At 39.7% G+C, this 23,720-nt stretch carries 28 protein-coding genes; 6 read left to right on the top strand and 22 right to left on the bottom strand.

Going from position 1 to position 23,720, the window contains the following annotated elements; all coding sequences use genetic code 11:
- Positions 1–101 precede the first annotated feature (101 nt).
- From ACIQXQ_RS16040 to ACIQXQ_RS15995, 10 genes are all read right to left on the bottom strand, one after another.
- On the bottom strand, positions 102–1,100 hold the full coding sequence (locus ACIQXQ_RS16040; RefSeq protein ID WP_402958727.1) for an NAD(P)H-dependent flavin oxidoreductase: 999 nt from the start codon (positions 1,098–1,100) through the stop codon (positions 102–104).
- 158 nt (positions 1,101–1,258) lie between these two features.
- On the bottom strand, positions 1,259–1,999 hold the full coding sequence (locus ACIQXQ_RS16035; RefSeq protein WP_402958725.1) for a Cof-type HAD-IIB family hydrolase: 741 nt from the start codon (positions 1,997–1,999) through the stop codon (positions 1,259–1,261).
- Positions 2,000–2,118: 119 nt separating this feature from the next.
- On the bottom strand, positions 2,119–3,114 hold the full coding sequence (locus tag ACIQXQ_RS16030; RefSeq protein WP_402868684.1) for a cation diffusion facilitator family transporter: 996 nt from the start codon (positions 3,112–3,114) through the stop codon (positions 2,119–2,121).
- Positions 3,115–3,314: 200 nt separating this feature from the next.
- On the bottom strand, positions 3,315–4,085 hold the full coding sequence (locus ACIQXQ_RS16025) for a hypothetical protein (RefSeq protein ID WP_402958723.1): 771 nt from the start codon (positions 4,083–4,085) through the stop codon (positions 3,315–3,317).
- Between the two features lie 178 nt (positions 4,086–4,263).
- Positions 4,264–5,523, bottom strand: coding sequence for a glycoside hydrolase family 18 protein (locus tag ACIQXQ_RS16020; protein ID WP_402958721.1), 1,260 nt, complete (start codon positions 5,521–5,523; stop codon positions 4,264–4,266).
- A 327-nt stretch (positions 5,524–5,850) separates the two neighbouring features.
- A complete protein-coding gene (locus ACIQXQ_RS16015; RefSeq protein ID WP_402958719.1) occupies positions 5,851–6,600 on the bottom strand; it encodes a (S)-benzoin forming benzil reductase in 750 nt (249 codons plus the stop codon).
- Between the two features lie 46 nt (positions 6,601–6,646).
- Entirely contained in the window at positions 6,647–8,104 is a 1,458-nt protein-coding gene (gene cls / locus ACIQXQ_RS16010; RefSeq protein WP_402868691.1) for a cardiolipin synthase, read from the bottom strand.
- Between the two features lie 248 nt (positions 8,105–8,352).
- Positions 8,353–8,616, bottom strand: coding sequence for a metal-sensitive transcriptional regulator (locus tag ACIQXQ_RS16005; RefSeq protein ID WP_402868692.1), 264 nt, complete (start codon positions 8,614–8,616; stop codon positions 8,353–8,355).
- 136 nt (positions 8,617–8,752) lie between these two features.
- Positions 8,753–9,199: an SRPBCC family protein gene (locus ACIQXQ_RS16000; protein ID WP_402868694.1), complete on the bottom strand. Its 447-nt coding sequence runs from the start codon at positions 9,197–9,199 to the stop codon at positions 8,753–8,755.
- A 207-nt stretch (positions 9,200–9,406) separates the two neighbouring features.
- Complete coding sequence (locus ACIQXQ_RS15995) at positions 9,407–10,015, bottom strand: flavin reductase family protein (RefSeq protein ID WP_402868696.1); 609 nt, start codon at positions 10,013–10,015, stop codon at positions 9,407–9,409.
- Positions 10,016–10,591: 576 nt separating this feature from the next.
- Between ACIQXQ_RS15995 and ACIQXQ_RS15990 the strand changes: the two genes are divergently transcribed.
- The gene (locus ACIQXQ_RS15990) at positions 10,592–11,191 is read left to right on the top strand and encodes a nitroreductase family protein (RefSeq protein ID WP_402958717.1); all 600 of its coding nucleotides are present in this window, start codon (positions 10,592–10,594) and stop codon (positions 11,189–11,191) included.
- A 162-nt stretch (positions 11,192–11,353) separates the two neighbouring features.
- Here ACIQXQ_RS15990 and ACIQXQ_RS15985 read toward each other — a convergent pair whose 3' ends face one another.
- From ACIQXQ_RS15985 to ACIQXQ_RS15975, 3 genes are read right to left on the bottom strand one after another with little or no spacing between them, the layout of a single operon-like run.
- The gene (locus ACIQXQ_RS15985; RefSeq protein ID WP_402958715.1) at positions 11,354–12,415 is read right to left on the bottom strand and encodes an alpha/beta fold hydrolase; all 1,062 of its coding nucleotides are present in this window, start codon (positions 12,413–12,415) and stop codon (positions 11,354–11,356) included.
- A gap of 2 nt (positions 12,416–12,417) precedes the next feature.
- Positions 12,418–12,852, bottom strand: coding sequence for a hypothetical protein (locus ACIQXQ_RS15980; RefSeq protein ID WP_402868701.1), 435 nt, complete (start codon positions 12,850–12,852; stop codon positions 12,418–12,420).
- 22 nt (positions 12,853–12,874) lie between these two features.
- Entirely contained in the window at positions 12,875–13,651 is a 777-nt protein-coding gene (locus tag ACIQXQ_RS15975; RefSeq protein ID WP_402868703.1) for an SDR family oxidoreductase, read from the bottom strand.
- Between the two features lie 202 nt (positions 13,652–13,853).
- Between ACIQXQ_RS15975 and ACIQXQ_RS15970 the strand changes: the two genes are divergently transcribed.
- Positions 13,854–14,306, top strand: a complete 453-nt coding sequence (locus ACIQXQ_RS15970; protein WP_402868705.1) for an OsmC family protein — start codon at positions 13,854–13,856, stop codon at positions 14,304–14,306.
- A 46-nt stretch (positions 14,307–14,352) separates the two neighbouring features.
- Here ACIQXQ_RS15970 and ACIQXQ_RS15965 read toward each other — a convergent pair whose 3' ends face one another.
- The 6 genes from ACIQXQ_RS15965 to ACIQXQ_RS15940 form a co-directional block, all read right to left on the bottom strand.
- On the bottom strand, positions 14,353–14,604 hold the full coding sequence (locus tag ACIQXQ_RS15965; RefSeq protein WP_402868709.1) for a YkuS family protein: 252 nt from the start codon (positions 14,602–14,604) through the stop codon (positions 14,353–14,355).
- A gap of 108 nt (positions 14,605–14,712) precedes the next feature.
- The gene (locus ACIQXQ_RS15960; protein WP_402868711.1) at positions 14,713–14,874 is read right to left on the bottom strand and encodes a hypothetical protein; all 162 of its coding nucleotides are present in this window, start codon (positions 14,872–14,874) and stop codon (positions 14,713–14,715) included.
- 99 nt (positions 14,875–14,973) lie between these two features.
- On the bottom strand, positions 14,974–15,912 hold the full coding sequence (locus ACIQXQ_RS15955; RefSeq protein WP_402868713.1) for a magnesium transporter CorA family protein: 939 nt from the start codon (positions 15,910–15,912) through the stop codon (positions 14,974–14,976).
- A 19-nt stretch (positions 15,913–15,931) separates the two neighbouring features.
- Complete coding sequence (locus ACIQXQ_RS15950; RefSeq protein WP_402868715.1) at positions 15,932–16,057, bottom strand: hypothetical protein; 126 nt, start codon at positions 16,055–16,057, stop codon at positions 15,932–15,934.
- Between the two features lie 192 nt (positions 16,058–16,249).
- The gene (locus ACIQXQ_RS15945) at positions 16,250–16,516 is read right to left on the bottom strand and encodes a hypothetical protein (RefSeq protein ID WP_402958713.1); all 267 of its coding nucleotides are present in this window, start codon (positions 16,514–16,516) and stop codon (positions 16,250–16,252) included.
- 60 nt (positions 16,517–16,576) lie between these two features.
- Entirely contained in the window at positions 16,577–17,659 is a 1,083-nt protein-coding gene (locus tag ACIQXQ_RS15940; RefSeq protein ID WP_402958711.1) for a nitric oxide synthase oxygenase, read from the bottom strand.
- 266 nt (positions 17,660–17,925) lie between these two features.
- On the opposite strand from ACIQXQ_RS15940, the gene catR reads away from it, so the two are divergent.
- Together catR and ACIQXQ_RS15930 are read left to right on the top strand one after the other, a co-directional pair.
- A complete protein-coding gene (gene catR / locus ACIQXQ_RS15935; protein ID WP_402868720.1) occupies positions 17,926–18,249 on the top strand; it encodes a catDE operon transcriptional regulator CatR in 324 nt (107 codons plus the stop codon).
- A 132-nt stretch (positions 18,250–18,381) separates the two neighbouring features.
- Positions 18,382–19,296, top strand: coding sequence for an NAD(P)/FAD-dependent oxidoreductase (locus ACIQXQ_RS15930; RefSeq protein WP_402958709.1), 915 nt, complete (start codon positions 18,382–18,384; stop codon positions 19,294–19,296).
- A gap of 90 nt (positions 19,297–19,386) precedes the next feature.
- On the opposite strand, the gene ACIQXQ_RS15925 is transcribed toward ACIQXQ_RS15930, so the two are convergent.
- On the bottom strand, positions 19,387–19,533 hold the full coding sequence (locus tag ACIQXQ_RS15925) for a lmo0937 family membrane protein (RefSeq protein ID WP_402958707.1): 147 nt from the start codon (positions 19,531–19,533) through the stop codon (positions 19,387–19,389).
- 258 nt (positions 19,534–19,791) lie between these two features.
- Between ACIQXQ_RS15925 and ACIQXQ_RS15920 the strand changes: the two genes are divergently transcribed.
- Entirely contained in the window at positions 19,792–20,118 is a 327-nt protein-coding gene (locus ACIQXQ_RS15920) for a DUF2680 domain-containing protein (protein ID WP_402958705.1), read from the top strand.
- A gap of 187 nt (positions 20,119–20,305) precedes the next feature.
- On the top strand, positions 20,306–22,282 hold the full coding sequence (locus ACIQXQ_RS15915; protein ID WP_402958703.1) for a S9 family peptidase: 1,977 nt from the start codon (positions 20,306–20,308) through the stop codon (positions 22,280–22,282).
- Between the two features lie 48 nt (positions 22,283–22,330).
- Here the strand turns inward: ACIQXQ_RS15915 and ACIQXQ_RS15910 are convergent, their stop codons facing one another.
- Positions 22,331–22,762: a CBS domain-containing protein gene (locus ACIQXQ_RS15910; RefSeq protein WP_402868730.1), complete on the bottom strand. Its 432-nt coding sequence runs from the start codon at positions 22,760–22,762 to the stop codon at positions 22,331–22,333.
- Between the two features lie 55 nt (positions 22,763–22,817).
- The gene (locus ACIQXQ_RS15905; protein ID WP_402958701.1) at positions 22,818–23,654 is read right to left on the bottom strand and encodes an MBL fold metallo-hydrolase; all 837 of its coding nucleotides are present in this window, start codon (positions 23,652–23,654) and stop codon (positions 22,818–22,820) included.
- Positions 23,655–23,720 lie beyond the last annotated feature (66 nt).

Below are 23,720 nucleotides of genomic sequence, written 5' to 3'. Positions count from 1 at the left end.
TTCACTTACCAAATTCATGCAATAGGATCATGTCCAATTAAAATAGAGGGCCCAGTATGGACCCTCTACAACTTTCACAAATCAGCTAAAGCGCTTTCAATTCATCTAGATATGATCCCTTTTATTTTACCGGCCTGTTCGGTTAATCTTCCAAGGGAATCACGATACTCATTTTCGAGTTGCTTGATAATACCAGCTGTTGTATCAATCTGCTTTATGGCGCCGACACCATGACCTGCAGACCAGATATCACGCCATGCTTTAGATTCCGATGATTTTGACATGCTATCAAAATCGACTTTTTCTTTTTTGGCTAATTGCTCTGGATCCAATCCTTCTTTTCTAATACTTGGTTTAAGCATATTGCAGTTAACACCTGAAAATGCATCAGTCAAAATAATATCATCTTGATTAGACTCTACAAGCATTTGACGGTATTGGTCATTCGCCATGCTCTCTTTTGCCACGATAAAACGGGTGCCCATGTAAGCCAAGTCAGCTCCTGCAGCCTGGGCGGCCAATATACTATGACCCGTACTAATTGATCCGGCGAGTAGAATGATTCCATCCCAGAATGTCCTGACACTGTCCACGAAAGCAAAGCTATTTATTTCACCTGCATGTCCTCCTGCACCTGATGCTACAAGGATTAAACCATCCACGCCGGATTCAGCGGCTTTTTTTGCAAAATCCACACTGCTGACATCAGAAAAAACCAGGCCTCCATAGCTATGTACAACATCCACAACATGTCTTGGCGATCCGAGTGAAGTTATGATGATGGGAGGCTGATGCTTTTTGACCAATTCCAATTCTTCCTCTAGGCGACTATAGGTCCGATGTACTACCATATTCATTGCCCACGGCGCGATTTTGCTGTTTGGATCCTTGTCCCTTGCCGAAATGAGTGTATCATTAATATCACCCATCCATTGGTCCAAGACTTCGATAGGCCTTGCATTCGGAGCTGGAAACGAGCCTATTACCCCATTCAAACAACACTCTTTTACTAAATCCGGACCAGAAATTAAAAACATGGGTGCAGATATGACCGGTAAAGAAAGTTGACTCCACCAGTGCTCAGGAATAGATTTGCTCATCATTATAACCTCCCAATGTTAATATATTACCAAAATATTACACTACAAGAGTATCATACTTCTAAAATACAAAATTTTCAAGAAATAATTGTCCATTTTAACGTGTAGAAAAAAACTGCATATGGAAGGCGATTCCACATACAGCATCGTTTTCATTATTAAGAAAGTACCCATTTACGTATCGCTTTTGCCACTCCATCTTCCTGATTGGTCGAGGTCACCCAATCGGATTCTTCCTTAACGATTTGTTGGGCATTCCCCATAGCTACTCCTATTTTTGCTTCTCGAATCATGGCAAGGTCATTTAGACTATCCCCTACTGCCATGACTTGGTCCATAGTAAGATCGAGCATTGAACAAACACGTTCAATTGCCTTTGCCTTATTTACGCCATGAGCATTCACTTCAATATTCGTTGGGCTGGAATTACTGATTTCAAGATTCTCTTTTGTCCTAAGCTCTTCCATAATCAGTTGACGGATGGCATCGTCCTTGGTATCGAATCCAAATTTAAGCCATTGTGATTCATTAATTTTTTCGGGCATCTCAGCCCGGTAGACACGATCACAGCTGGTTGCCCAGAAATGGGTTCCATGCTTTTGGCTTAATTCCCACATCCATTGTACATATTCGCTATCGACAATATGCCTTTCCACCAATTCACCATCGTTATTGTATATTTCACTGCCATTGACCGTTATTAAGTATGATTGAAGTTCCATGGACTTGGCAAAGTCATTACATGTAGCAAAGGATCTTCCCGTACTCAAAATTACATGAACTCCCCACTGTTCTGCTTCTTTAATCGTACGTCGATTTTCTTCTGAAATCTCCCCTTTTTCATTTAAAAGCGTCCCATCCATATCGAGTGCAACTAATCGTATGTCTATGTTATCCATGAATAAACACCCTTTCTCTTTTCTATGTAGATACCTATAGCATACTGTATCTTGCTGTTCCAAGGAAGAAATCTGATTGTATAGGTAAAAGATCTCATCTTACTTACTCAAAAATTTGCTCATCTCTTCTTTTTCTCTTCCTTCACTTTGGAATGAATCTTTTCCTGCCAATTTGCAACACCGTCATTTTCATCGAACTCTATAATGACATCCGTGACTCCTCTTTCTTTGAAGATTTCTGCAATCAATCTGTCCTTTATCATATCTGCTTCAGCAATCGTTATATGCGCATCCAGCTCAACCTCAAGTTCCACATGAAAGTTTTCCCCTTCTTTAATAACGGCAAGTTTCTGAATATCACGAACTTCTGGATCTTTCATGACCATCGTTCCGATTTTCAGGCGCATATCAACGTCAGCTTCACCTAGTGCACCTGCTGCATTTTCAAGGAATACCCGACCCACTACGTAAAACATTCCGAGTCCAATGAATACAGAAGCTATCCCTTCTGCTTGCCTAAAAGGAGTGAAGTTCGCCAGTAAAATCGCTATGATTGCGAGTAGACCACCACCTGTCGCTACCATATCTTCCATAAACACCAGTTTTGTGGCTGGTTTTGCACGCCTTAAACCCGAAAAGCTTTTAACTATAACCGCAGCAGCCCCCTTTGCTTCGATATTCACTTCTTTAACCACTTCTTTCATTGCTTTAAACAGGACATAGGATTCAAGGACAACCGCTGCGAATAAAACGGTTAAGTTAATGACAATCCCAGTTGATTCAGTAGGATGCAAAATATGATGGAAGCCTTCCTTTATCGTTTCATAAGACATGATCCCAACAATCAATACAGCTCCTAAAAGCACCAGGTTCACCAAACGGCCAAAGCCTTCCGGGAAGCGCTCTGTCGGTGCCTTTTTACTTAAGGCAGAACCAATGAAAACGAAAAACTGATTGGCAGCATCCCCCAAAGAATGGAGTGTTTCGGCGAACATCGCGACATTTCCGGTCATAAAATAGGCAATTCCCTTTAAAATGGCGATGATACTATTAACACAGGCTGCAATAAAAGCTGATTTATTGCCCTGCTTAAGCAATAACATTAATTTTTTCATATCAGGCATACCCTCTTCACTTTTTATGATTTCATAAGTTGTATTATCTCCAAAGCCATTTAAATGAATCATAATAAAAGCAAAACGGGATTGTACTTACAAAGGGCCATCCGACGCCGTATTTTGAATCTTTTATAACACAAAAAATGGTAGTAGACCAAGGGCCTATTACCACTTTTTTAAAAAATATGATTATAGAATCAAGCTTCCGTGCTTTTAACCAGTTTGGATGGGTTGTTCACTTTATAACGAATTTCCTTATTGTATTTCTTCTCTACGACTTTTCCGTCAAATTCTAGAGCGTCGCCTTCTATAAGTTCAGCTTTTTTTAAAGTTTTGCTATAACCACACCATGCATCCCCAATGAGAAGTTCTGGATCCGAGGTAACTTTTACGTTTTCTAATAAGATGACTTCATCCTCTTCACCCGTAAAATGATTCATTTTGACTGTAAACTCTTTGACTGTTGCCGTAAAATGAACTTTTTCAGCAGGTAAGTCCAATTTCGGTTTAGCCGGTTCCTTTTTACTCTTTGACTTTTCCTTTTTTGGTGTAGCTTTCGGCGCTTCAGTGCTGCTCTTTCCAGGGTCCTCTGTTCCCTTACCTTTCGCATCCTGTACAACTTCGGTCAAAGACCCTGGAGCAGCAGGACCGCTCAATAATTCTTTCCCAAAATTCGAACTTTGCATTTCCTTTAAATAAGCGGGATGAATACAGCTAAGCCTGCCATTATCAAATTCGACAACAATAGTATCCAGACCATTTCCATATTGTTCATAACCGGCCAACTTTACTTTTGTTTGAAAGCTTCCACTTTTATATAGTAATTCTTTTTTTACTGATCGAGCAGTGAACAGTTTCCACTCTACCCCTTTTGCAATATAATCCTCTTCATCTGAAAAAGAGATATAATCTCCTTTTGGTTCAATATAGTGAACCAGTTCCTTAGTTTCTGCTGGAGTTTCAGCCACAGTCAACACTCCTATTTTTTCTGTATGCTTATATATTAGCAAAGGAATGGCAAGTTGCAAATGAATGGGCATGATTTACTAAAAACTTCTGTCATTACTCTGTATGCTTTGAGTGGTATTACATAAATTATTTCTGTCTCTCATCGTTTCCCTATTCGTATCGAAAAAAACTGTATAACTATTTTATTATCAAAATATTCTCCTGTATATATGCCCAATTTTGTGGAAAACGCAAACCAATATGCCAATAGGTGGTACCAGCCAGTTCATATGCATCAATCACTTGATATTTTGCAGTTATTGAGCGAATATCTTCAAACCAAACGATATGTTCTGATTTTTCTTGTGTATATGAGTAAGTAGGAGAGGCGGCTTTCCTATCAAAGCGAATTTCTGAATTTGTTGCGATTGCTAAGTTTTGGGCATTTTGTGCTGACATCGCGCTCGTCTCATTGCTAGGGACGAGCCAACCATATCCGTACATAGGAATGGCTACCTGTAATTTATTCGTAGGCATCGTAGATATAGCATACTGGATGACCTTAGTCATCCACCAAATAGGGGAAATTGGTTCTGGGGGGCCGGTCGGGTAACCATAATCGATGGTCATTACGGCGACTAAATCGGCAACCTTTCCAATGCCCTTATAATCATGTCCGCCAACAATTCGATTTTCTGGATTATCTTCCGTTTTCGCATGTACATTAACTTGTAAAGTCAGTCCGTTCAATTCCGCTTTTAGCTCTTGTAAAAAAGTCACATATTCCTCCCGTTTACCTGGAGGGACGAATTCCAGGTCCATACTCACTCCGCCATACCCTTTTTCCTTCACGAAATTCATCATACTTGTGATGAGATTTCTACGATAAATGGAACTGGTGAGGACATCACCCGCCAAGTCCGCATCAAAATTCCCGTTCTGAAAATTCCGAATCATCAATAAAGGTGTCACTCCATTTTGTTCACATTTCTCTATAAGGGGTAAATCGTCACCTTCTATATAGGCAAAGCCTGCCTGCGTAAATGAATAGGCTACAATAGCCAGATAGGCTAGCTTATCCCCGTTCTCCTCAAGCATTTCAAACACTGTACCGCTTGAAACTGGAAAAGAAAAGCCCATCGTAATCAATCTTTTCTTATAGGGGGAAGGAACGAGTATTCTTTCCCCTATCTTAAGTATGGCTGATAGACCCGGATTAGCTTTTTTAATGGCTGATACGCTCGTCATATATCTCTTTGCAATCCCTGAAAGCGTGTCATTCTGTTTGATTAGATATGTACGGTTTCTAACTCCTGTCTCGGGGATATATAGGGCTAAACCAGGAACCAGTGCTGTCGTTTCCAGACCATTCAATTCCACTATCCTTGCAGAATCAACCTTGTACTTTTTAGCTATGGCCTCTAAGGTATCTCCTCTTTTGACGACCTGGATTGTCATCTCACCCTCCACTCCTCACAAAAGTAAATGTAAAGTTATACTAGTGTCACTACACTTTTCATTTTGACCTTTATCATTAATGTATTCTATTGATATGGCCTAAATGTGTAATTTCATCTAATTAGTTTTAACAGGGGTATAGCAGGGATGTAGCTTGTACCCATTAGAACGCTGTTATGTAAATAGGAGCTTAGTTTCACACATAGAGGAGAGGCTTTGATTTTTCAACAATTCCATGGATAATCAGGTTCTAAGGAAGGCAAAAGGGACCTTCTATATGGAGGTCCCCCTTTTACCTAGAGCTTATTTGCTACCTATTCATAAAGATCAAAGTAATTGATTGAGTTCGTAAAACTTCCCATTTTCCAACTTATTGACCTCTAACAATTGCAACAGTTTTTCTGCCACGAATTCTGGGCTCCTCAACAGCCCCTTTTCCTTATAGTCATGAAATTTAGTTCTGTCTGAAAAGTCCTTTTCATCAGCAGAACGGATGGTTTCTTGCATTCCTGTATCCATCACCCCTGGTGAAAAAGATATGAGCGTCGTCGGATAAGTTTCTTTCTCCTGTTCTAGTCCAGCTACACGGGTGAACATTTCAAGACCCGCTTTTGTACTGCAATAGGCTGCCCAGCCATGATAAGGATTCTTGGCTGCTCCTGATGAAATATTGACCATCACCTTTTTTTGTTTCCATTCCTTTGTACGTTTGATGAATGCATCCGCCAACACAACAGGTGCCATGAAGTTCACACGTAGGCTGAGTTCTATATTTTCTTGTGCTAAATTCCCAACTGTCTTGATTGGATCAATAACACCTGCGTTATTGATAAAATAAACATCACTATCTTCATCCAATTCTGTAAAAATCTTATCGATTAATGGAGCAAGTTGTGAACCGTCGAATAGATCCATATAGATGAAACTAAGCTTCGCTCCGGCCATAACTGCTTTTTCAGCCATTTCAGGATGAGGGGTACGAGAAATTAAGATACAATGATTCCCGTCGCTCAAGCACTGCTCTGCTAGAGCTGCTCCTAGACCTCTTGAGGCCCCTGTAATTATAAAAGTTTTCACCGCAATATCCCGCCTTTTCTAAATGTATTTTATCCGATACACCACATTATAAAATCGGTGATACCAGTCTCGCGATGGACTCCTTAAATCGAATCCACTTAGAACGTTTTTCAAATTCTTCTATGGTTAACGGTTTGGAAACCTCTATATCCCTATAAAAAATCTTCGTCAATTTTTCGGCAATTCCTTCGTCATAAATGAAAGCATTCACTTCAAAATTCAGTTTAAAACTTCGGACATCGATGTTTGCCGTCCCGACCGAAGAAACTTCTTCATCCACGACAATCATTTTTGCATGGATAAAGCCCTTATCATAGATATATACTTTAGCCCCTGCCTTTAATAACTCTCCAACATTATAGAGGGTTGCCCAATATACGAAAAGATGGTCAGGTTTATTGGGAATCATGATATTTACATCAATACCCGATAAACTTGCAATTCGGAGCGCATCCAATAAGCTTGCGTCCGGAATGAAGTAAGGTGTTTGAATAAGAATTGAATGTCTCGCTGAAGAAATTAATTTAATATAGCCATTCTTTATTTGTTCCCATTCCGAATCGGGTCCGCTGGTTACAATTTGCAAATCGGTAGTACCTTGATAAACAGGGGTCGGAAAATAATGCGGTTGATAGGTTATGTCATGATGCTTCGATGCTTGATTCCAATCCAGAATGAAACGGGTTTGGATGGCTTTAACTGCAGGGCCCTTGATTCGAAGGTGTGTATCACGCCAATATCCAAATTTGGGATTCAACCCTAAATATTCATCTCCTACATTAAAGCCGCCAACATAACCGACTTCCCCATCAATAATGACGAGTTTACGATGATTTCGAAAATTCAAGCGTAAATTTATGAATTTCAACTTAGATGGAAAGAACGCTTCCACTCGCCCACCTGCTTGTCTAAACTCCTTAAAAAAGCCTTTTGTCAATTTCCTCGATCCCAATTCATCATATAATAAGCGGACCTTCACTCCTTCATTGGCTTTTCTGGTCAAAGCCTCGATGAACCGCTTGCCCAGAACATCTCTTTGGATAATGTAATATTGAATATGTATATGATTTTCAGCCGCTTCAATATCCTTAAAAAGTTGTTCGAACTTTTCTCTTCCGTCCGTAAAAATATCAACCTGATTATCTTCCGTTAATACGGCATCATTATATCGAAGGTGCATATAGATCAAATCACGATAATGGCTCGATGAATTATTACGATATGGAAAATCGTCTGTGCTAAGGTCAATCATTTGTTTTTTTAGGATTTCCTCAATCCCGATCTTCTTTTTGTCCTCCCACTGAAACAAGTGAGCATGTCTCAAACTCGTCCCGAAAAGGAGATATAAAATAAAACCAACAACGGGAAGGAAATACAAGACTAACAGCCAGGCCCATGTGTTGCTTGCTTCTTTTCTTTCAAAAAATATTACGACCGTGGCAAATAATATATTTAAAATAAGAATGAGACCGAATAATACGGATGTAATTTGCGTTATTTCCATGGCAATTCCCTCACATAATTTTTATCCCTTTAAGAATAACACGCAAATCCTTTTATAACAAAGCGATATCGTGCTCTAACTGGCCAAGATGTAGTTGCATTTCCCGAGATTTCAAATAAAAAATCCAGCTTCCCTATATAAGCGGTGCTGGATCCAATCCATTAATGAAAATTGATGATACCTACGTAATCCTCTACCCATATTATGATTTGCCTCTACCATGTAAAAGTAAGAAGAATCTTTAATCATCAGCGACTTTTCACCAACAAATTAACTGCTTCTTTAACAAGATCATCAGGGTTCTTGTCTCCAGACTCGTTTGCTTCGCGTACACACTCTACAAGATTGGAGCTTACAATTACACCTATCGTCCGATCTATGGCAGATCTTGTAGCAGACAATTGGGTGATTACCTCCCTACAATCCTTATTATCTTCCATCATTTTCAAGATACCCCGTAGTTGACCCTCTATCCGTTTAACACGGTTCTTCATTTGCTTTTCATATTCCATGTGAGGTTTACCTCCTATTTCACTTTACATCCTTTATCTTACCACGTGCTTATTACTATGTTCATCCCTTTTCCCAGAGTTTAAACGTATTTTACATCTTATACCCCATGAGAGATGTTTTAGCCAATGTACCAAATCACCTTTTTTGCAATTGAACCCTTTGAGCAATGGTTTCAGCAAATTCAACCGTCATTTGTGGGACATGGGATTTCATTAATGCGTTGATAATAGGGGCCTTTGCTCCTTTTGCTGTAATATCTAAGCACCCAGTCATCTTTGTTCGCTTCATTTCTACACTTTCAGCCAAAAAGTAACCATATCCATCAAACTTCTCGTTTATTCCCTGAAGATTGAACGTGATCTTATTTGGTACTTGCCATTCCATTATCTCAACTGCCAACTTGATTTTCTTTTTCATTAAACCGAGATCACTCTTAAACTCCCAAATAAGGGTGCGTTCATTTAATAGTTCGTGCTTGATATAGCCTGGCACTAGCGGTGCCCATTGTTCAATATCACTGACAAATGCCCAAACTTTCTCAATAGGTACGGATAAGTCAATACTATGTAATCCTTCTGTCACTGGGGGTCCCCCTTACATATTTTACTACATCATCAAACCCTATGCCTTCCATACATTATTAGAACCACTTTAAATCCAGAATGTCCTTGAAAAAATGAGCCATGTCACCTGAAATGGTTACCTAATTCATAAGAAATCTTCTCTATGAAAAAGGACGATATCTATTGATAGATATCGCCATTTGTCAAATTAAGGGTCGAGGGGGAATCAAGGACGTTGTAGTTCAAATAACTCCCCAAGTTTCGTATAAGTTTGTCCAGCCAAACGAGCTACCGGCTTAAGGCCATTCTGGTCGATTCTTCCTTCATGATAGATGCCTTGGTTGATATGATAGCAGACTACTCTACCTATTAATAAATCACAGCCTGGATCGTCCACTGAACCCGCTAAAGGAATAGCTCGTTCCAATTTACATTCAAAACGCACTTTTGCTTCTTTCAAGCCAGGCACTGCCACTTTATCACTAGCAACAGTGGTAAATTTAGTGAGAGTTAATTCACTCTCTTCAGGTCGGAGCTCTGCCGCCGTTTGGTTAACATCTTCAACAATGTCCTCATCTGTGATATGAACGATGAATTCCCCACTTTTAATCGCATTTCGGGCGGTATCCTTTTGGACTCCTTTTTTTCTTTGAACAGAAACAGAAAGCATGGGAGGATTGGAACTGACTATATTGAAAAAACTAAAAGGTGCTGCATTTATTATGCCAGTTTCTGATTGTGTCGTAATAAGAGCAATGGGTCTTGGAATTATACTCCCCGTCAGAAATTTATAATTTTCCCGCTCACTTAAGCTTTCAGGATTTATTGAAATCATTTTTTATCCCCTCTCAATTATCATTAGTGCTCAGATCAAAGAATAGCCATGATCACTTCCACAAAGAGTGTGAATGGACCACCTCATTGCCAAAGCCTGACTGAATTCCTCTTATATTTTCATACTCTTACTCAGAAATACTTATTTTTATGATTCGTCATCTCTTCTTCGCGAAAGAACATCTCCTATGTACTAGGACCATAGCAAAAGTTGCACCGCAAACTCACCAAATGCCTAGGCGAGCGATTCCGTGTCTCAATTGTAAACACCCCTAGGCTTAATGAATCCCTACGACCATGAAAACTACGCCGAACCTGTAGAATTCGTTGAAACACCGGGCGGTCTCTATGAGGATCGAGTGAAAGCTATCTATAATTCTATTATATAGAAGAAAAACAAAAAGTCAGCCTGCAATTGCAGAATAAGACGGATTTTACTCGCCGCTTATACCCCACTTACCTACCCTCACCAATGCCAAAAGTAAACACCATTGGCCTGAATCCATTAATTTCTAAACATATTCCTACCATTACGAGGCACCATAATTATGTAGTAGATTTAATGGAGGTTAGTAGCATGAAGAAAGATTTTTGGCAGGCAATTGAAGATAGACGGTCCTATTATGGAATCAGCAAAGAAGCGGTTGTCCCAAATAGCAGAATTAAGGAAGTGATCGATCATGCTGTTCAATATTCCCCAACAGCGTTCAATTCTCAAAGTGCAAGAGTAGTCGTTCTAACAGGTGAAAGCCACGATCAGTTTTGGGATATCACCAAAGCAACCCTCCGCAAAATCGTTGACGAAAAAGACTTTAAACAAACAGAAGACAAAATGCTTTCCTTTAAAAATGGATATGGAACTGTACTATTTTATGAAGATCAATCAATAGTGGAACATCTTCAGGAACAATTTAAATCATATGCGGATAAATTCCCTATATGGTCCAATCAATCCTCAGGCATGTTACAATTTGTGGTTTGGACCGCCTTGGAGGGTGAAGGATTTGGAGCCAACCTCCAGCATTACAATCCTTTAATTGATGAGGAAGTTACAAAAACATGGGATTTGCCGAGGAAGTGGAAACTAATTGCGCAAATGCCATTCGGAAAACCAACTGCTGAACCAGGGGATAAAGAAATCGTTCCGCTTGATGAGAGAGTGAAATATTTTCCATAAAGAAAGGCTGGTTCATGAGTGAGCCAGCCTCATTTGTTCTAAATTAAAGTTCCGCAAAAAACCTTGAGAATATGACCGATGCAAATCCTAAATATCCCAACACTGACGTAACTTTATATTCGTTATTTTCCTTTATCATGGTATATAACCCCTTCCTCCGTACTATTTTACTTTCTTGATGGGTGATGATCGCGCAGGAAGCCACTCTTTAAGATACTGGGGTAGCTTACCGGCATAGTTGTTGGAAGCATGTCCACTTTGAAGGAGTTTGTAGGTTTTGTCCTTGCTTTTTAGAAGCCTCATTATGGGGGAAATCATTTCCTGTGGTACTAAACGGTCGTTTTCACTTGCAACAACTAGAACGTTTGCATCAATATTCGTGATTTTGGCTTTTTTTCCGTTCACTTTCAATTGTCCCTTAACCAGACGGTTATTGATAATAAGGTCATCTGTTAGTTGTTTTGCAACTGCACCAGATAAAGGGACATGACCATTCGTCCACGCGTTGAACCTACGCCAGTTTTGAACATATTGTTCATTATCCGCTTGATTTAGCAAAGATAAATATGGAGAAAAGTAAATAGGTGAAGTGATTAATCGAATGCCATCTTTCACCCCACTGGCAGGTATGACTTTCATGATGTCAAGCACTTCATCAAAATTGGCACTTCCATCCCTCATCGAGGCCTGCCATTGATCGAATACTTGCGAATCACTAAAATCGATGGGTGTCACCGAAAGAATCAGGTTTCTAATTGGCTCATTTGCAATAGCAGCATACATCGTAGCTATCGTCCCACCCAAACAAAAGCCCATTATGGAAATTTCCGATGCACCTGAGTGAAGAAGCGCACGCCGTACCCCACTCCGGATATATTTTATAATATAATCATCTATCGTCGTATCTCCGTCTTCATAGCCTGGACTACCAAAATCAATCAAATACACTTCGAAGCCTTCGTTAACAAAAGCTTCTATCAAACTATTTCCTGGTCCTAGATCAAGAATTACAGGTGTATTAATCAATGAATAGATGAGAAATACTGGTACTTTATATTTTTTTTTGATCGGCGGATAATACCATAATGTTGATTTGTTCTTGTTCCAAACCCGTACCCTCGGTGTAGTGCCCATTTCCGGCATCGGCTGATTTGGAATATCCAAGAAGTGTTTCCATTTAGGCGTCGCCATAGTTTTACGACCTGATTTATTCATTTCCTTCATGTTCATAAACCTTTTACTTGTACCTTGGCGTTGGATAATAAGGAATCAAAAAGAAAGTCACTGATCTTCTTTTTATCACGTACCTGCCCTGTACTTTCCCTTTTTTTATTTCGTGAACTTCTTCTACTGGATCGTTTTTCCCCTTCAGTGAGATGTAAAAGTAGCTCTTCAACCTTGTCTACTTTTTCCTCAAGTTGAATGACTAATTTGGCTACATTAGCAACATCCTGTTTGGTTGGGTAATTCATGATGATGGACATTCTCTCCGAAGCTTCCTGAAACTTATTTATACGCGGAACCTGTTGCTTTGAATTGTTGCTGATGGATTCAATAAATCTCCTATTATTAATGAACTCACGAATTTTATCATTTAACTCTTGTTCTTTTTGAGTGCCCAAGAGTTTTAACCCTTTATAAAAATCTGTTTTTTTTGGCATTAATGTTTCCCCTCTTCTTTGTTTAGATTGTAGCGGCGATGCCTCCATCAACGATCAGAACATGCCCCACTATATAGTCTGAAGCTTTCGACGCTAAAAGTATTGCCGCTCCTTTTAAATCCTCACCATTACCAAATCGATGTGCCGGAGTTTTTCCAAGAATGTCATAATCGGATTCTTCAAGGATTTTCTTTGTAATCTTAGTTGGAAAAAAGCCTGGTGCTATCGCATTCACCTGAATACCATGTTTAGCTAATTTGACACCAAGATCTTTTGTCAAGGTAATGATAGCTCCCTTGCTAGTGTTATAAGGAATGGTCACCATCAACTCAGGGTGAGTGCCTCCAAGCCCTGATACCGATGCGATATTAATAATTTTCCCGGATTTTTGTGCCATCATGATTTTTGCTACGGCCTGTGAAAACAAGAATGTACCTGTAACATTAACGTTCATTACCTTTTCCCATTTATCCTCGGGAATATCTTCTAACGGACCAGACCATGAGGTCCCGCTATTATTGACAAGAATGTCGATGCTACCGAAATGATCCATTGTTTCTTTTACAACTGAATCAATATCACTTTTGTTCGTAATATCACATTCAATGGCCAACGCCTTCGTACCCATTGAATGTAAGTATTTACAAGTTTCTTCACATACAGAAAGTTTCCGTGAAGCAATTACAATATTTGCACCTGCCATAGCCAGTGCCAACGCTATTTGTTTTCCGAGACCTCTCCCGCCTCCTGTTACAATAGCCGTTTTATTCGTCAAGTCGAATAGATCCAATGTAGTCAACTCCCCAGCCCCTTCATTATAAAATCATTTCTTTTACAATCTATATTATTATAGAAAAGCCTATACGATATTGTGCTTAAAATAGTCTCATGCCCCAGCCTGTTTGGAATTATCATTTTCAACAGCTTATGGATGGTGCATACTCTACACGAGCAAAATCCTCCAATAAGGTTTAAACTAAAGAAATGTAAGGGGGAGACTTATGACATTACATCATTTTCATTTACGCGCGAATTGGCCTGGTGGAAGAAATGGCAGTGGTACGATACAGGCAGGTAATCTACAAACGGAAATTAGTGTTCCTCCGGAAATGGATGGACCGGGGATTGGGACCAACCCAGATGAAATGCTGCTCGGTGCAGCATCTACTTGCTATATTATTACGCTTGCGGCCATGCTTGAAAGAAGCCATATTGAAAAGGCCAGTTTGACGATGGAATCCGAAGCCTTTGTGGATGTTACGAATGGGGTATTCACATACAAGAAAATCATTCATCGACCATCTCTTGTTTTAACTGATGAAGCTACGGATAAGGACTTGGAAAAAGCCCGAAAACTTGTGGATAAATCGGAGGCCTCTTGTATGATATCGCGTGCCATCAAAGGCAACGTGGAAGTAGAGGTAGAACCGGACATTTCCATCGCTCCACGTTAATGTAAAAAGAGTGCCTAACCACGATTCAAGGATAGGCACTCTTTACTTATTGGATGGAGTTCATTTTGTTTTCTACCTGACGGCATACTTCATCAGCCGTTAAACCGTCTGCATCTATAATGGAAGCTTTGATGGAAGTATCGCTGATTCCCATTACGTTCGTTTCCAAACCTGTTACAACACAACAATCCAAGTTCTTCGCATCTGCTTCTTGCTTGATTTCAACTACATCAAAACCTTTATCGCGGAGTGCTTCTTGGATATTCGTTAATGATTCTTCAACACCGATTTTTGACATCTTCACACACCTCCTCTACGTTTAATGATTTCCTTTCCTTGGGCAATTTATGTATGGTCCTTATTTTCCTTAAAGACAGGAAGAGACCTAATATCGGTCTCTCATTCTTCATAAATTTTGTTTAAGGATTTCTTCTTGTATTTGCTCATTTTTTAATGGTTCATCACCATTTGTCCCGGCCTTTGATTTTCCTCCCACAGCTCGCTTCGGTTTCATATCACTAGTCTTTAGATTATTATTGGGAGCTGCCTGTTCATTCCATTCAGTCATCGCATTCACCTCTCTTACGTTTAAAGTTCCCCTTGTTTCGCGAATTCATGAATGCTTTTTCTTCATAACAAAACCGGCTTCACTAGAAAGCCGGTTGTTTTAAAAATATTTCTTTTTCCAAAATATAAAGGCTGTTGTGCCTGCCAGACTGATAGCAATTAATAAAGTGAAGATAAAAGCATATGGGTTATGCTCAAATGGTAGATTCACATTCATTCCATAGAAACTTGCCACCATAGTCGGGAGCGTTAGTATAATCGTAACCGATGTAAGGAACTTCATGGCATTATTGACGTTATTGGATATAATGGATGCGAATGCATCCATCATCCCGCTCAAAATTGATAGGTACACTTCTGCCATTTCAATCGCCTGGCCATTTTCAATGATTACATCCTCTAATAATTCTTTATCTTCTTCATACATTTTCAAGTAATTAAAACGGAGGATTTTGTCGAGAACAACCTTGTTTGACTTCAAGGATGTCGTGAAGTAAACCAGACTTTTTTCCAATGCCAAGAAGGTGTACAGTTCTTTATTTTTCATGGACTGATGCAGTTCTCGTTCGGCTTCATTAGTCATCTTGTTGATTTGCTTAAGATAACGTAAATAATAGGACGAGATTTCAAATAATATCTGCAGGGCAAATCTTGTTTTCTTATTAGAGTAAAAACCTTTGATTTTATTATTTTTAAAATTGGTTAAAATGGGTGAATCTTTGAGAGATACCGTAATGAAACAATCATTCGTAAAAATCATGCCGATTGGTATCGTTTCAAAAATGGGCAAGTCCGCTTCATCCTTTGTCAAATAAGGGAAATCGACAATAATCAGTAAATGATCATCCTCTTTCTCTATACGAGGCCGTTCCTCATCATCTAATGGATCTTTCATGAAGTTAATCGGTACTTGCAAAGTGGAGCAAATATATTGTATTTCATCTTCTGTCGGTGCCACTATGTTCACCCATGAACCTTTCGTCATTTCATCGGTTACGTTCAGCATGCGGCTTTCATTCGTCTTGTATATCTCAATCATTCAAACGACCTCCTCTTTCTTAGAGAAAGCTCAATTTACCATCTTCGAGTAGATACTCATGGAGAATAACAGTCTCGACGTCTAGCATCATATCGGCTTCCTCTTGCTTACTGGGTTCAGGGTCGTCATAAGAACTGATGCCCACTCGTATCACATCCTTTCAATTCCTTTATCTTAATCCTAAATCTTCTAAAGCACAATAAATAATTCCCCAAGCTCTTTTCACAACATATGAAAATGCTGACTAGTTTCTTAAGCGCTATAATTGGTTAACTTTCTAAAAAAATCATTTCATAAAAAAATCGCTTGGGATATTTCCCAAGCGATGGTGTTTCATTTAAGTGTGCTTCACAGTATTATAGTAATTTACGCTATACATAGCGCCTTCATCCACCATTTTACTGTCTTCGTGATCATATGGGTCAGGATGTCCTGCCTTTTCAATTAAGGGATCTACCGATTGTCGTTTATTCCAAAAACTCATTGCCTTCGTTTTTGCACTGGACCATACATTTTTCGCTTTCCCTCGGTTCGTTTTAGATAAAAACGAGACTCCGGCAACTCCGACTCCGAGCAGTACTACATTCTTTGCTAATGCCATCATTACCTTCCTCCTTAACGTTGGATTAATATATATGTACCCTCACCCATTAAATGTAAACATTCATTTAACGTAAGGGGCCTTTTTATAAAAGAAGTTGGGCTTAACGATTTCATTTTGATACGATTTATGAAAAACATGCGTCGTTGCTGGAGAGACAGGTGGAATTAGCCATGTCCAGTCCCCCGTTACATTCCGTTTACATGATGCCTCCCTTTCTTCGAAAAGCTTAAATTGCTTGGCGGCTGTATGATGGTCAACCATACTCACACCAGCTTTTTTAAACGAATATAGAACCGCTTCATTCAGTTCAATCAGTGCCCGATCCTTCCATAATGTGGAATCTCTTCGAATGTCCAATCCCATTCTCTCTCCGATGCTGGGAAGCATATTGTAGCGATCCTCATCCGCAAGGTTTCTAGCCCCAACTTCAGTCCCCATATACCATCCATTAAATGGAGCCGCCGAGTACGAAATACCGCCAATCTCCAGTTTCATTCCGGAAATAATGGGCACAGCATACCACTTAAGGCCCAAGTCCTGGAACCAGGAAAACTCAGGATGGCCAATTGGTACTTCTTTAATGATTTCTTTCGGGATTTCATATACTCTTGGAACTTTTCCGCCTACTTGAATCACGAGTGGCAAGATATCAAACGATCCATACTTCCCCTCCCATCCCAAGGCCTGACACTGTTTGGTGAAAGCTATCGAACTAGAATCCCCAACTATGCCCGTTTCCGTCTCATATCCGGCATATCGTATAAGCTGATGATTCCATATCTCTATCTTATTTTCAATGTCCTGCTGTTTAAAAACGGTGATGATTGGCCTGATATTTCCATCATTCGTTGCCCATTCAATATGCTCAATCAAGGCAGACACAATATCATCCTCACTTTGGAGAGCCCTTTTATCTAGCACCCGCAATGAATCCCAAAACAATCTACCAATACAGCGATTACTATTTCGCCAGGCCAATTTAGCCCCATATTCCAATTCTTCCGGCGTATGTTCATACCTACCCGTATCTTGGATTTCCTTTTTGATTTGACTAATTCTATCCATCGCTTCTTCATCTGTTTTACCCATTTCATCATGATATATCTTGATGAAGGAGATGGCTTCATGTAGTAATTCACTCATCTATCCCACTAATCCTTCCATCTATACTGACCTGAGATACTAATAACGTATCATAGATCTTATCTCTATCTCTAAAAGAATACCTTAAAGAAATAGTATTTCTTTAAAAGATGTGACAATTTCTGGTCAACACGACCCATCAATCTTACTATATGTAAGTAGCTATACTTTTTTATATAACAACCTATACAGTAACTAAATAATATTCAGTAAAGTTGTTACATACGAGGTAAATGCTTTATAATGAATACCAACGGGGTGATATGATGAATAATGTGACACTTTGTCCTCGATTTGAAAAAGGCATGCAAATCTTGAGTAAACGTTGGACAGGATTGATCGTCAATCAATTACTTAATGGACCTCAACGGTTTTGCAATATTGAATCTGCCTTCCCAATCAGTGGCCGAATTCTTTCTGAACGGTTAAAAGACTTGGAATCTGAAGGAATCGTAAAAAGAGATGTTTACCCAGAGACACCTGTCAGGATTGAATATTCTTTAACAGAAAAAGGCGAAGCGCTTGCACCGGTGATTCACGAGATACAGAACTGGGCACAAGAATGGATCAAACCCATAGAGGACCAATAGGCTATCCTATAAAAGAGAGGAACCATATATAGAGGTTTCTCTCTTTTTTATGTCTTACCTTTGTTTATTCGTATATGTTCAGTGGTATATTTTTCTCATAAAGGGTAACTCCTAAAAGCAGGCGGTGAATTTATGAAAAAAGTGGACTGCATCATTATTGGAGGAGGCATCGCCGGTTTACAGGCTGCCATCCAACTCGGAAGATACAATCACAATATAGCGGTGATAGACGCTCAGAAAGGCCGTTCATTGATAGCTAAAGACTATCAAAACATTCTAGGTTGGCCTGAAGGAGTGAGCGGAAAACGGTTAAGGAGCCTAGGGAGACAGCATGCAGAAAAGTTCGGAGTCGAGTTCTTCGACGGTACCGTGACCTCACTCGAGAAAAAAGAGGATCTTTTTATAATGTGCACAGATGATGATATCCATTACGAAGCGAAAACGATTTTTCTTGGGACAGGCGTTACCGATAACATTCCAGCTATAAGGAATCTCTATCCTACTCTTGGTATCTCCACTTATATTTGTCCAGACTGTGATGGGTATGAAATTAAGCAGAAACAAACAGTGGTCATTGGCGGGGGAAATACGGGGGCTAACATGGCGCTCACCCTTTTATATTGGTCAAAAGCTATCATCTATGTAAACCATTCAAAAACCAAGATCAATGAAACGTTCAGAAAAAAGCTAGAGGAAAACCAAATACCTGTATTCGAAGAAGAAGTAGAGGAAGTTAAAGTCGATGAATCTCAAAATCTTCAAGCTATCCAATTGGTAAATGGGAAAAGGATAGAAGCAGAAAAAGCTTTTGTAGCATTTAAAGGGAACAAAATAAATAATGCACTTGCCAAACAACTTGGTGTTGATGTAAATGAGACAAATCATATTCATGTGAACCCACGTACGAAAGAAACAAATATTCCGGGAGTATGGGCTGGAGGAGATCTTGCCGCCCATTCCGAGCAAGTAACCATTTCAATGGGGGACGGAACTCAGGCTGCCATTTGGATTCATAAACGCCTGATGGGTGAGCTACCTCCTGATTAGGGGACAGAAAAAAGTATCGGTACCCTCACTCAAGGAAACCGATACTTTTTTTATAAACTGTGTATTACTATTTAGCGCTACGCTCGACGTCTACCTTCGGCGTATACCTTGAAATACTTTTACCAGGATCAATATGACTGCAATGATAAGCAGGATGTGGATAAAACCCGCCGCAATTTTAAATACCAAACCGAGAATCCATAATAAGATGATGGCACAAATTATCGTCCAAAGCATTGTACTCTCTTCCTTCCTTCATTGCAAACACTTACAGATATCCTTCTAAGCCATTGCCGTAAGCGTGTGCAAATTTAATCTTACATATAAAATACCCCAATCTTCCACTAACAAACCTACTCTTCCGCCAACAAAAATATACATAAATCTGTTAATACTGTAAAAGATAATCATGTAAAGTTCTTGATCAGGATAATTTCCAGATTATATTCATGGGTGGTACCCTTATGGTGAAAAAATTTAAAAGGAGTGTTTTAAATGAAAAAAATAGGTGTAATGGTTGCAATCTTTTCCCTATTACTTTGCATGCCGATCCTTCCTGCTTCAGCTGAGGAAAACCAACAATCCGTTAAGCAGGATAACGTACAATTCACAGAGTCCCAAAAAACAGAATTAGCCACTATCCAAAAAAGGATACTAGCGGACAAAAAGGAGTTAATTGAAAAATATGTGGAATATGGTGCACTTTCTAAAGAAGAGGCAGACAAAATGTACGCACATTTTGAACGACACTACAAAATGATGGAGCAACATGATTTTCAAATCCCTTCCCACCGCCCACATACAAAACACATGCCAAAGTAATGAAATGACTGATTTTTCTTCTATTCCGGCCTATACATAGGACGGAATTTTTTCATCCTAGGCACTTATTCATTCTCGTGCCTGAAAATTCGCTGTGCACTTGTTTCCAAAGTGTAAAATATTTACTAAAGGATTTGGAATTCCCTGTAGCGAATACATAGAGACGAGAAATGAAAGGATGAAGAATATGCACAAAAAAGGAATATCAGCAGAAGACCTATTTCAGATGAAATCTGTAACCGATCCAAAACTTTCACCCGATGGCAGCATGGTCATTTATGTACAAACCACCATCGATGAACGAACGGAAAAATACATCTCCAACTTATATATGTATAGCCTGATCACCACTGAAACAAAACAATGGACATTCGGGAATCACCGTGATACCTCACCAGGCTGGTCACCAGACGGAAAGTACATTAGCTTCTTATCAGACCGTTCTGGAAAAAAACAAGTTCATATTATTCATTCAATCGGTGGGGAGTGCCGACAGCTGACGCATTTCCTCGATGGAGCAACCAATCCCATCTGGTCCCCTTGTTCGAGAAAACTGCTACTATCCACTATGGTACCTGAAAATAAGGCGGTGTTATCCGAAAAAGAAGAAGAAACCTCATGCAAAGATGTACAGCGTTATGATCAGATAAAATACAAATGGGATGACAGAGGATATTTCAATCATCACTATAGTCAACTCGTCTTGGTAGATATAGTAAATGGTGAATTCATATTACTAACGGAAAATCTGACGAACAGTCACCCAAATGCCTGGTCTCCAGATGGATCTCAAATCGCTTATATTAGCGGTGAACCGAGGAAAAGTGATTTGGACCTATTCACAGATATCTACATTATGGATGTCAAGACGAAAATTTCCCGAAAAGTAACTGGCAGCTCTGGATATTACCGTGATCCAAAATGGTCCCCTAATGGTGAATTCCTTTCCTACATTGGCCACAACAAAGAATTTGCCGGTGCAACCTCTTCAAAAATCTGGTTGTACTCTGTTTTGGATGAAACCATACAATGTTTGACGGAAGGTTGGGACGTTGAAATAGGAAGCTCCGCCATCGGTGATTTCCAAATGGGCGCAGTGGATCCTGGCATTCTGTGGACGAATGACAGCCAAGGCTTTTACTTCTTAATAAGTGATTATGGAAATACCGGTGTTTATTATGGATCGATTGAAGGGGCCATGTACCCTTCCCTCCTCGAGCCTCAACATGTATATGGGTTAACAATCAACCCGGATAGCCATCATGCCATCGTAGCCATAAGTACACCTGTTCATCCCGGTGATTTATTTGTTTATAACCTCATGACTGGCGATAAAGAACAGATCAGCTTTGTAAACGATGAATACTTACAGGATAAAACTATAGCTATTGCCGAGCCCATTTCCTTCCGTTCAACAGATGATACCCTCATCCACGGCTGGATCATGAAGCCATGTGAATTTGTGGATAATAAAAAGTATCCCCTCATTTTAGAGATTCACGGTGGGCCTCATGCAATGTATGCGAATAACTATGTTCACGAATTTCAGACTTTGGCGAATGAAGGCTATGTTGTATTGTTCATCAATCCACGCGGAAGTGTTGGATATGGACAGGAGTTCGCGAATGCCAACCGTGGTGATTATGGTGGAATGGATTATGAGGACTTAATGGCTGCTGTAGACTATGTTCTAGATTTCTACTCCTTTATTGACGCTGAAAAGTTAGGTGTAACGGGTGGCTCCTATGGAGGGTTCATGACCAATTGGATTATCGGTCATACAAACCGCTTCAAGGCGGCTGTGACCCAGCGTTGCATAAGCAATTGGATAAGTTTCTATGGAGTCAGTGACATCGGATATTATTTCACCGAATGGGAAATTTCAGGAGATGTCATTAACTCACCAGAAAAATTATGGGAACACTCCCCATTAAAGTATGTAGCAAATGTGCAAACTCCTTTGCTATTACTTCACGGGGAAAAAGACTATCGTTGTCCTATTGAACAGAGTGAACAATTTTTTGTAGCATTAAAAAGGCAAAAAAAAGATGCGGTGCTTGTTTCCTTCCCAAATGAAAACCATGAAGTATCCCGAAGCGGGTCACCCAAAATGCGTCTTCGTCATATAGTGGAAATCAAGGAATGGTTTAATAAGTACCTTTAAAAACAAAAGAACTCTGCTAGCGTTCCCGCTAGCAGAGTTCTTTTGTTTTTAATGTTGAATCTGATCTCGGTTCTCAGAAATAGAATGTAAAGCGATACCCGCTTCGGAAATTGTCTGGTTGTGAACGGCAAGGTCGCCTAAAGCGATAATACCAACCAATTTTTCCTTTTCTACAATCGGCAGTCTTCTTACTTGTTCACTCGCCATCAAATCCTCTGCTTCTTCCACTGACATATCCGGCGAACCCGTAACAAGGTCTGTGGAGATAATATCGGTGATTTTTGTTGAATTTGGTTTTTTCTCTGCGACAGAACGGGTAACAATGTCCCTATCTGTAATAACACCAATTAAACGATTGTTTTCTAAAACGGGAATAACTCCAACATTACCATCCTTCATTTTTAAAGCTGCTTCGTATACATTATCTTCAGCCGTACAAAAATCCACATCGGATGTCATAATATCTCTTATTTTCGTCATATAATTCCTCCATCTAAATGAGATCTTAATTTATTCGAAAAATAGTCTTTCTTATTTATTCTACGTATTCCCCGTAATCTGGCCTTGCAATAGAATCAAAGTTCCTTGCTAGGTTTGCTAAACCTTTCGTAAGTTCCTCTCCTTCAATCGGATAACCATGACCCGTTATCACAAGCCTCGGCTTTAAATCAGCTAGGGTTAATACCGATTGTTTGGCTGCATCCCAATCAGTTGTCAAATAGCGTGGAGGACCAGTCAATTCTTTTTCCTGAGTGATGACTTTATAAAGGGAATCTTGTCTGACGTTAACAAAAGCATCACCCGCAATCAAGCTTCGATCGCCTTCTCTAAAAAGGGAAACATGCCCAGTTGAGTGTCCAGGAGTATGGATCCATTTCCAGTCGGGAAGTCCGGGAACACTATGGTCATCCGGCAGGGGCTGAACTTGCTCAGCCAAATCAATTCCCTCGTTTGGAAACAGCCAAGATATCTTCGCGACCAAACCACCTTCCACCGTGGGATCAGGTTCTGGATAATTCTCTTTGCCGGTTAAATAAGGCATTTCATTTAGATGTGCATAGACCGGAACCTTCCACACTTTCAATAAATCTACTAGTGCTCCGATATGGTCGAAGTGTCCATGAGTGAGGATAATGGCCTCTGGAGGATGATTCTCACCATAAATCTCTTCAGCTTCTTTCTTGATCATATCTGCTGAACCGGCCATACCCGCATCAATCAGGACCCACTTCTTTTCATCTGGTGACCCTATGAACACGACATTCACAATTTGAATAGGAAAGCAATATAAATCCTTATTCACAAACTGACCTTTCCCACTGGATACTGATGTCATTGGAATGATTTTTTTGTTCAAATTATTATTATCCATAAGCCCCTCCACTTATTTATTTATTAAACGTTGCTTTCATTTAAAAGGATACCCGCCTTTGAATAA

It is taken from the genome of Peribacillus sp. NPDC097198 (assembly GCF_044762055.1).
Taxonomy (GTDB): Bacteria; Bacillota; Bacilli; order Bacillales; family DSM-1321; genus Peribacillus.
This window is presented reverse-complemented; position numbering and strand designations above follow the sequence as displayed.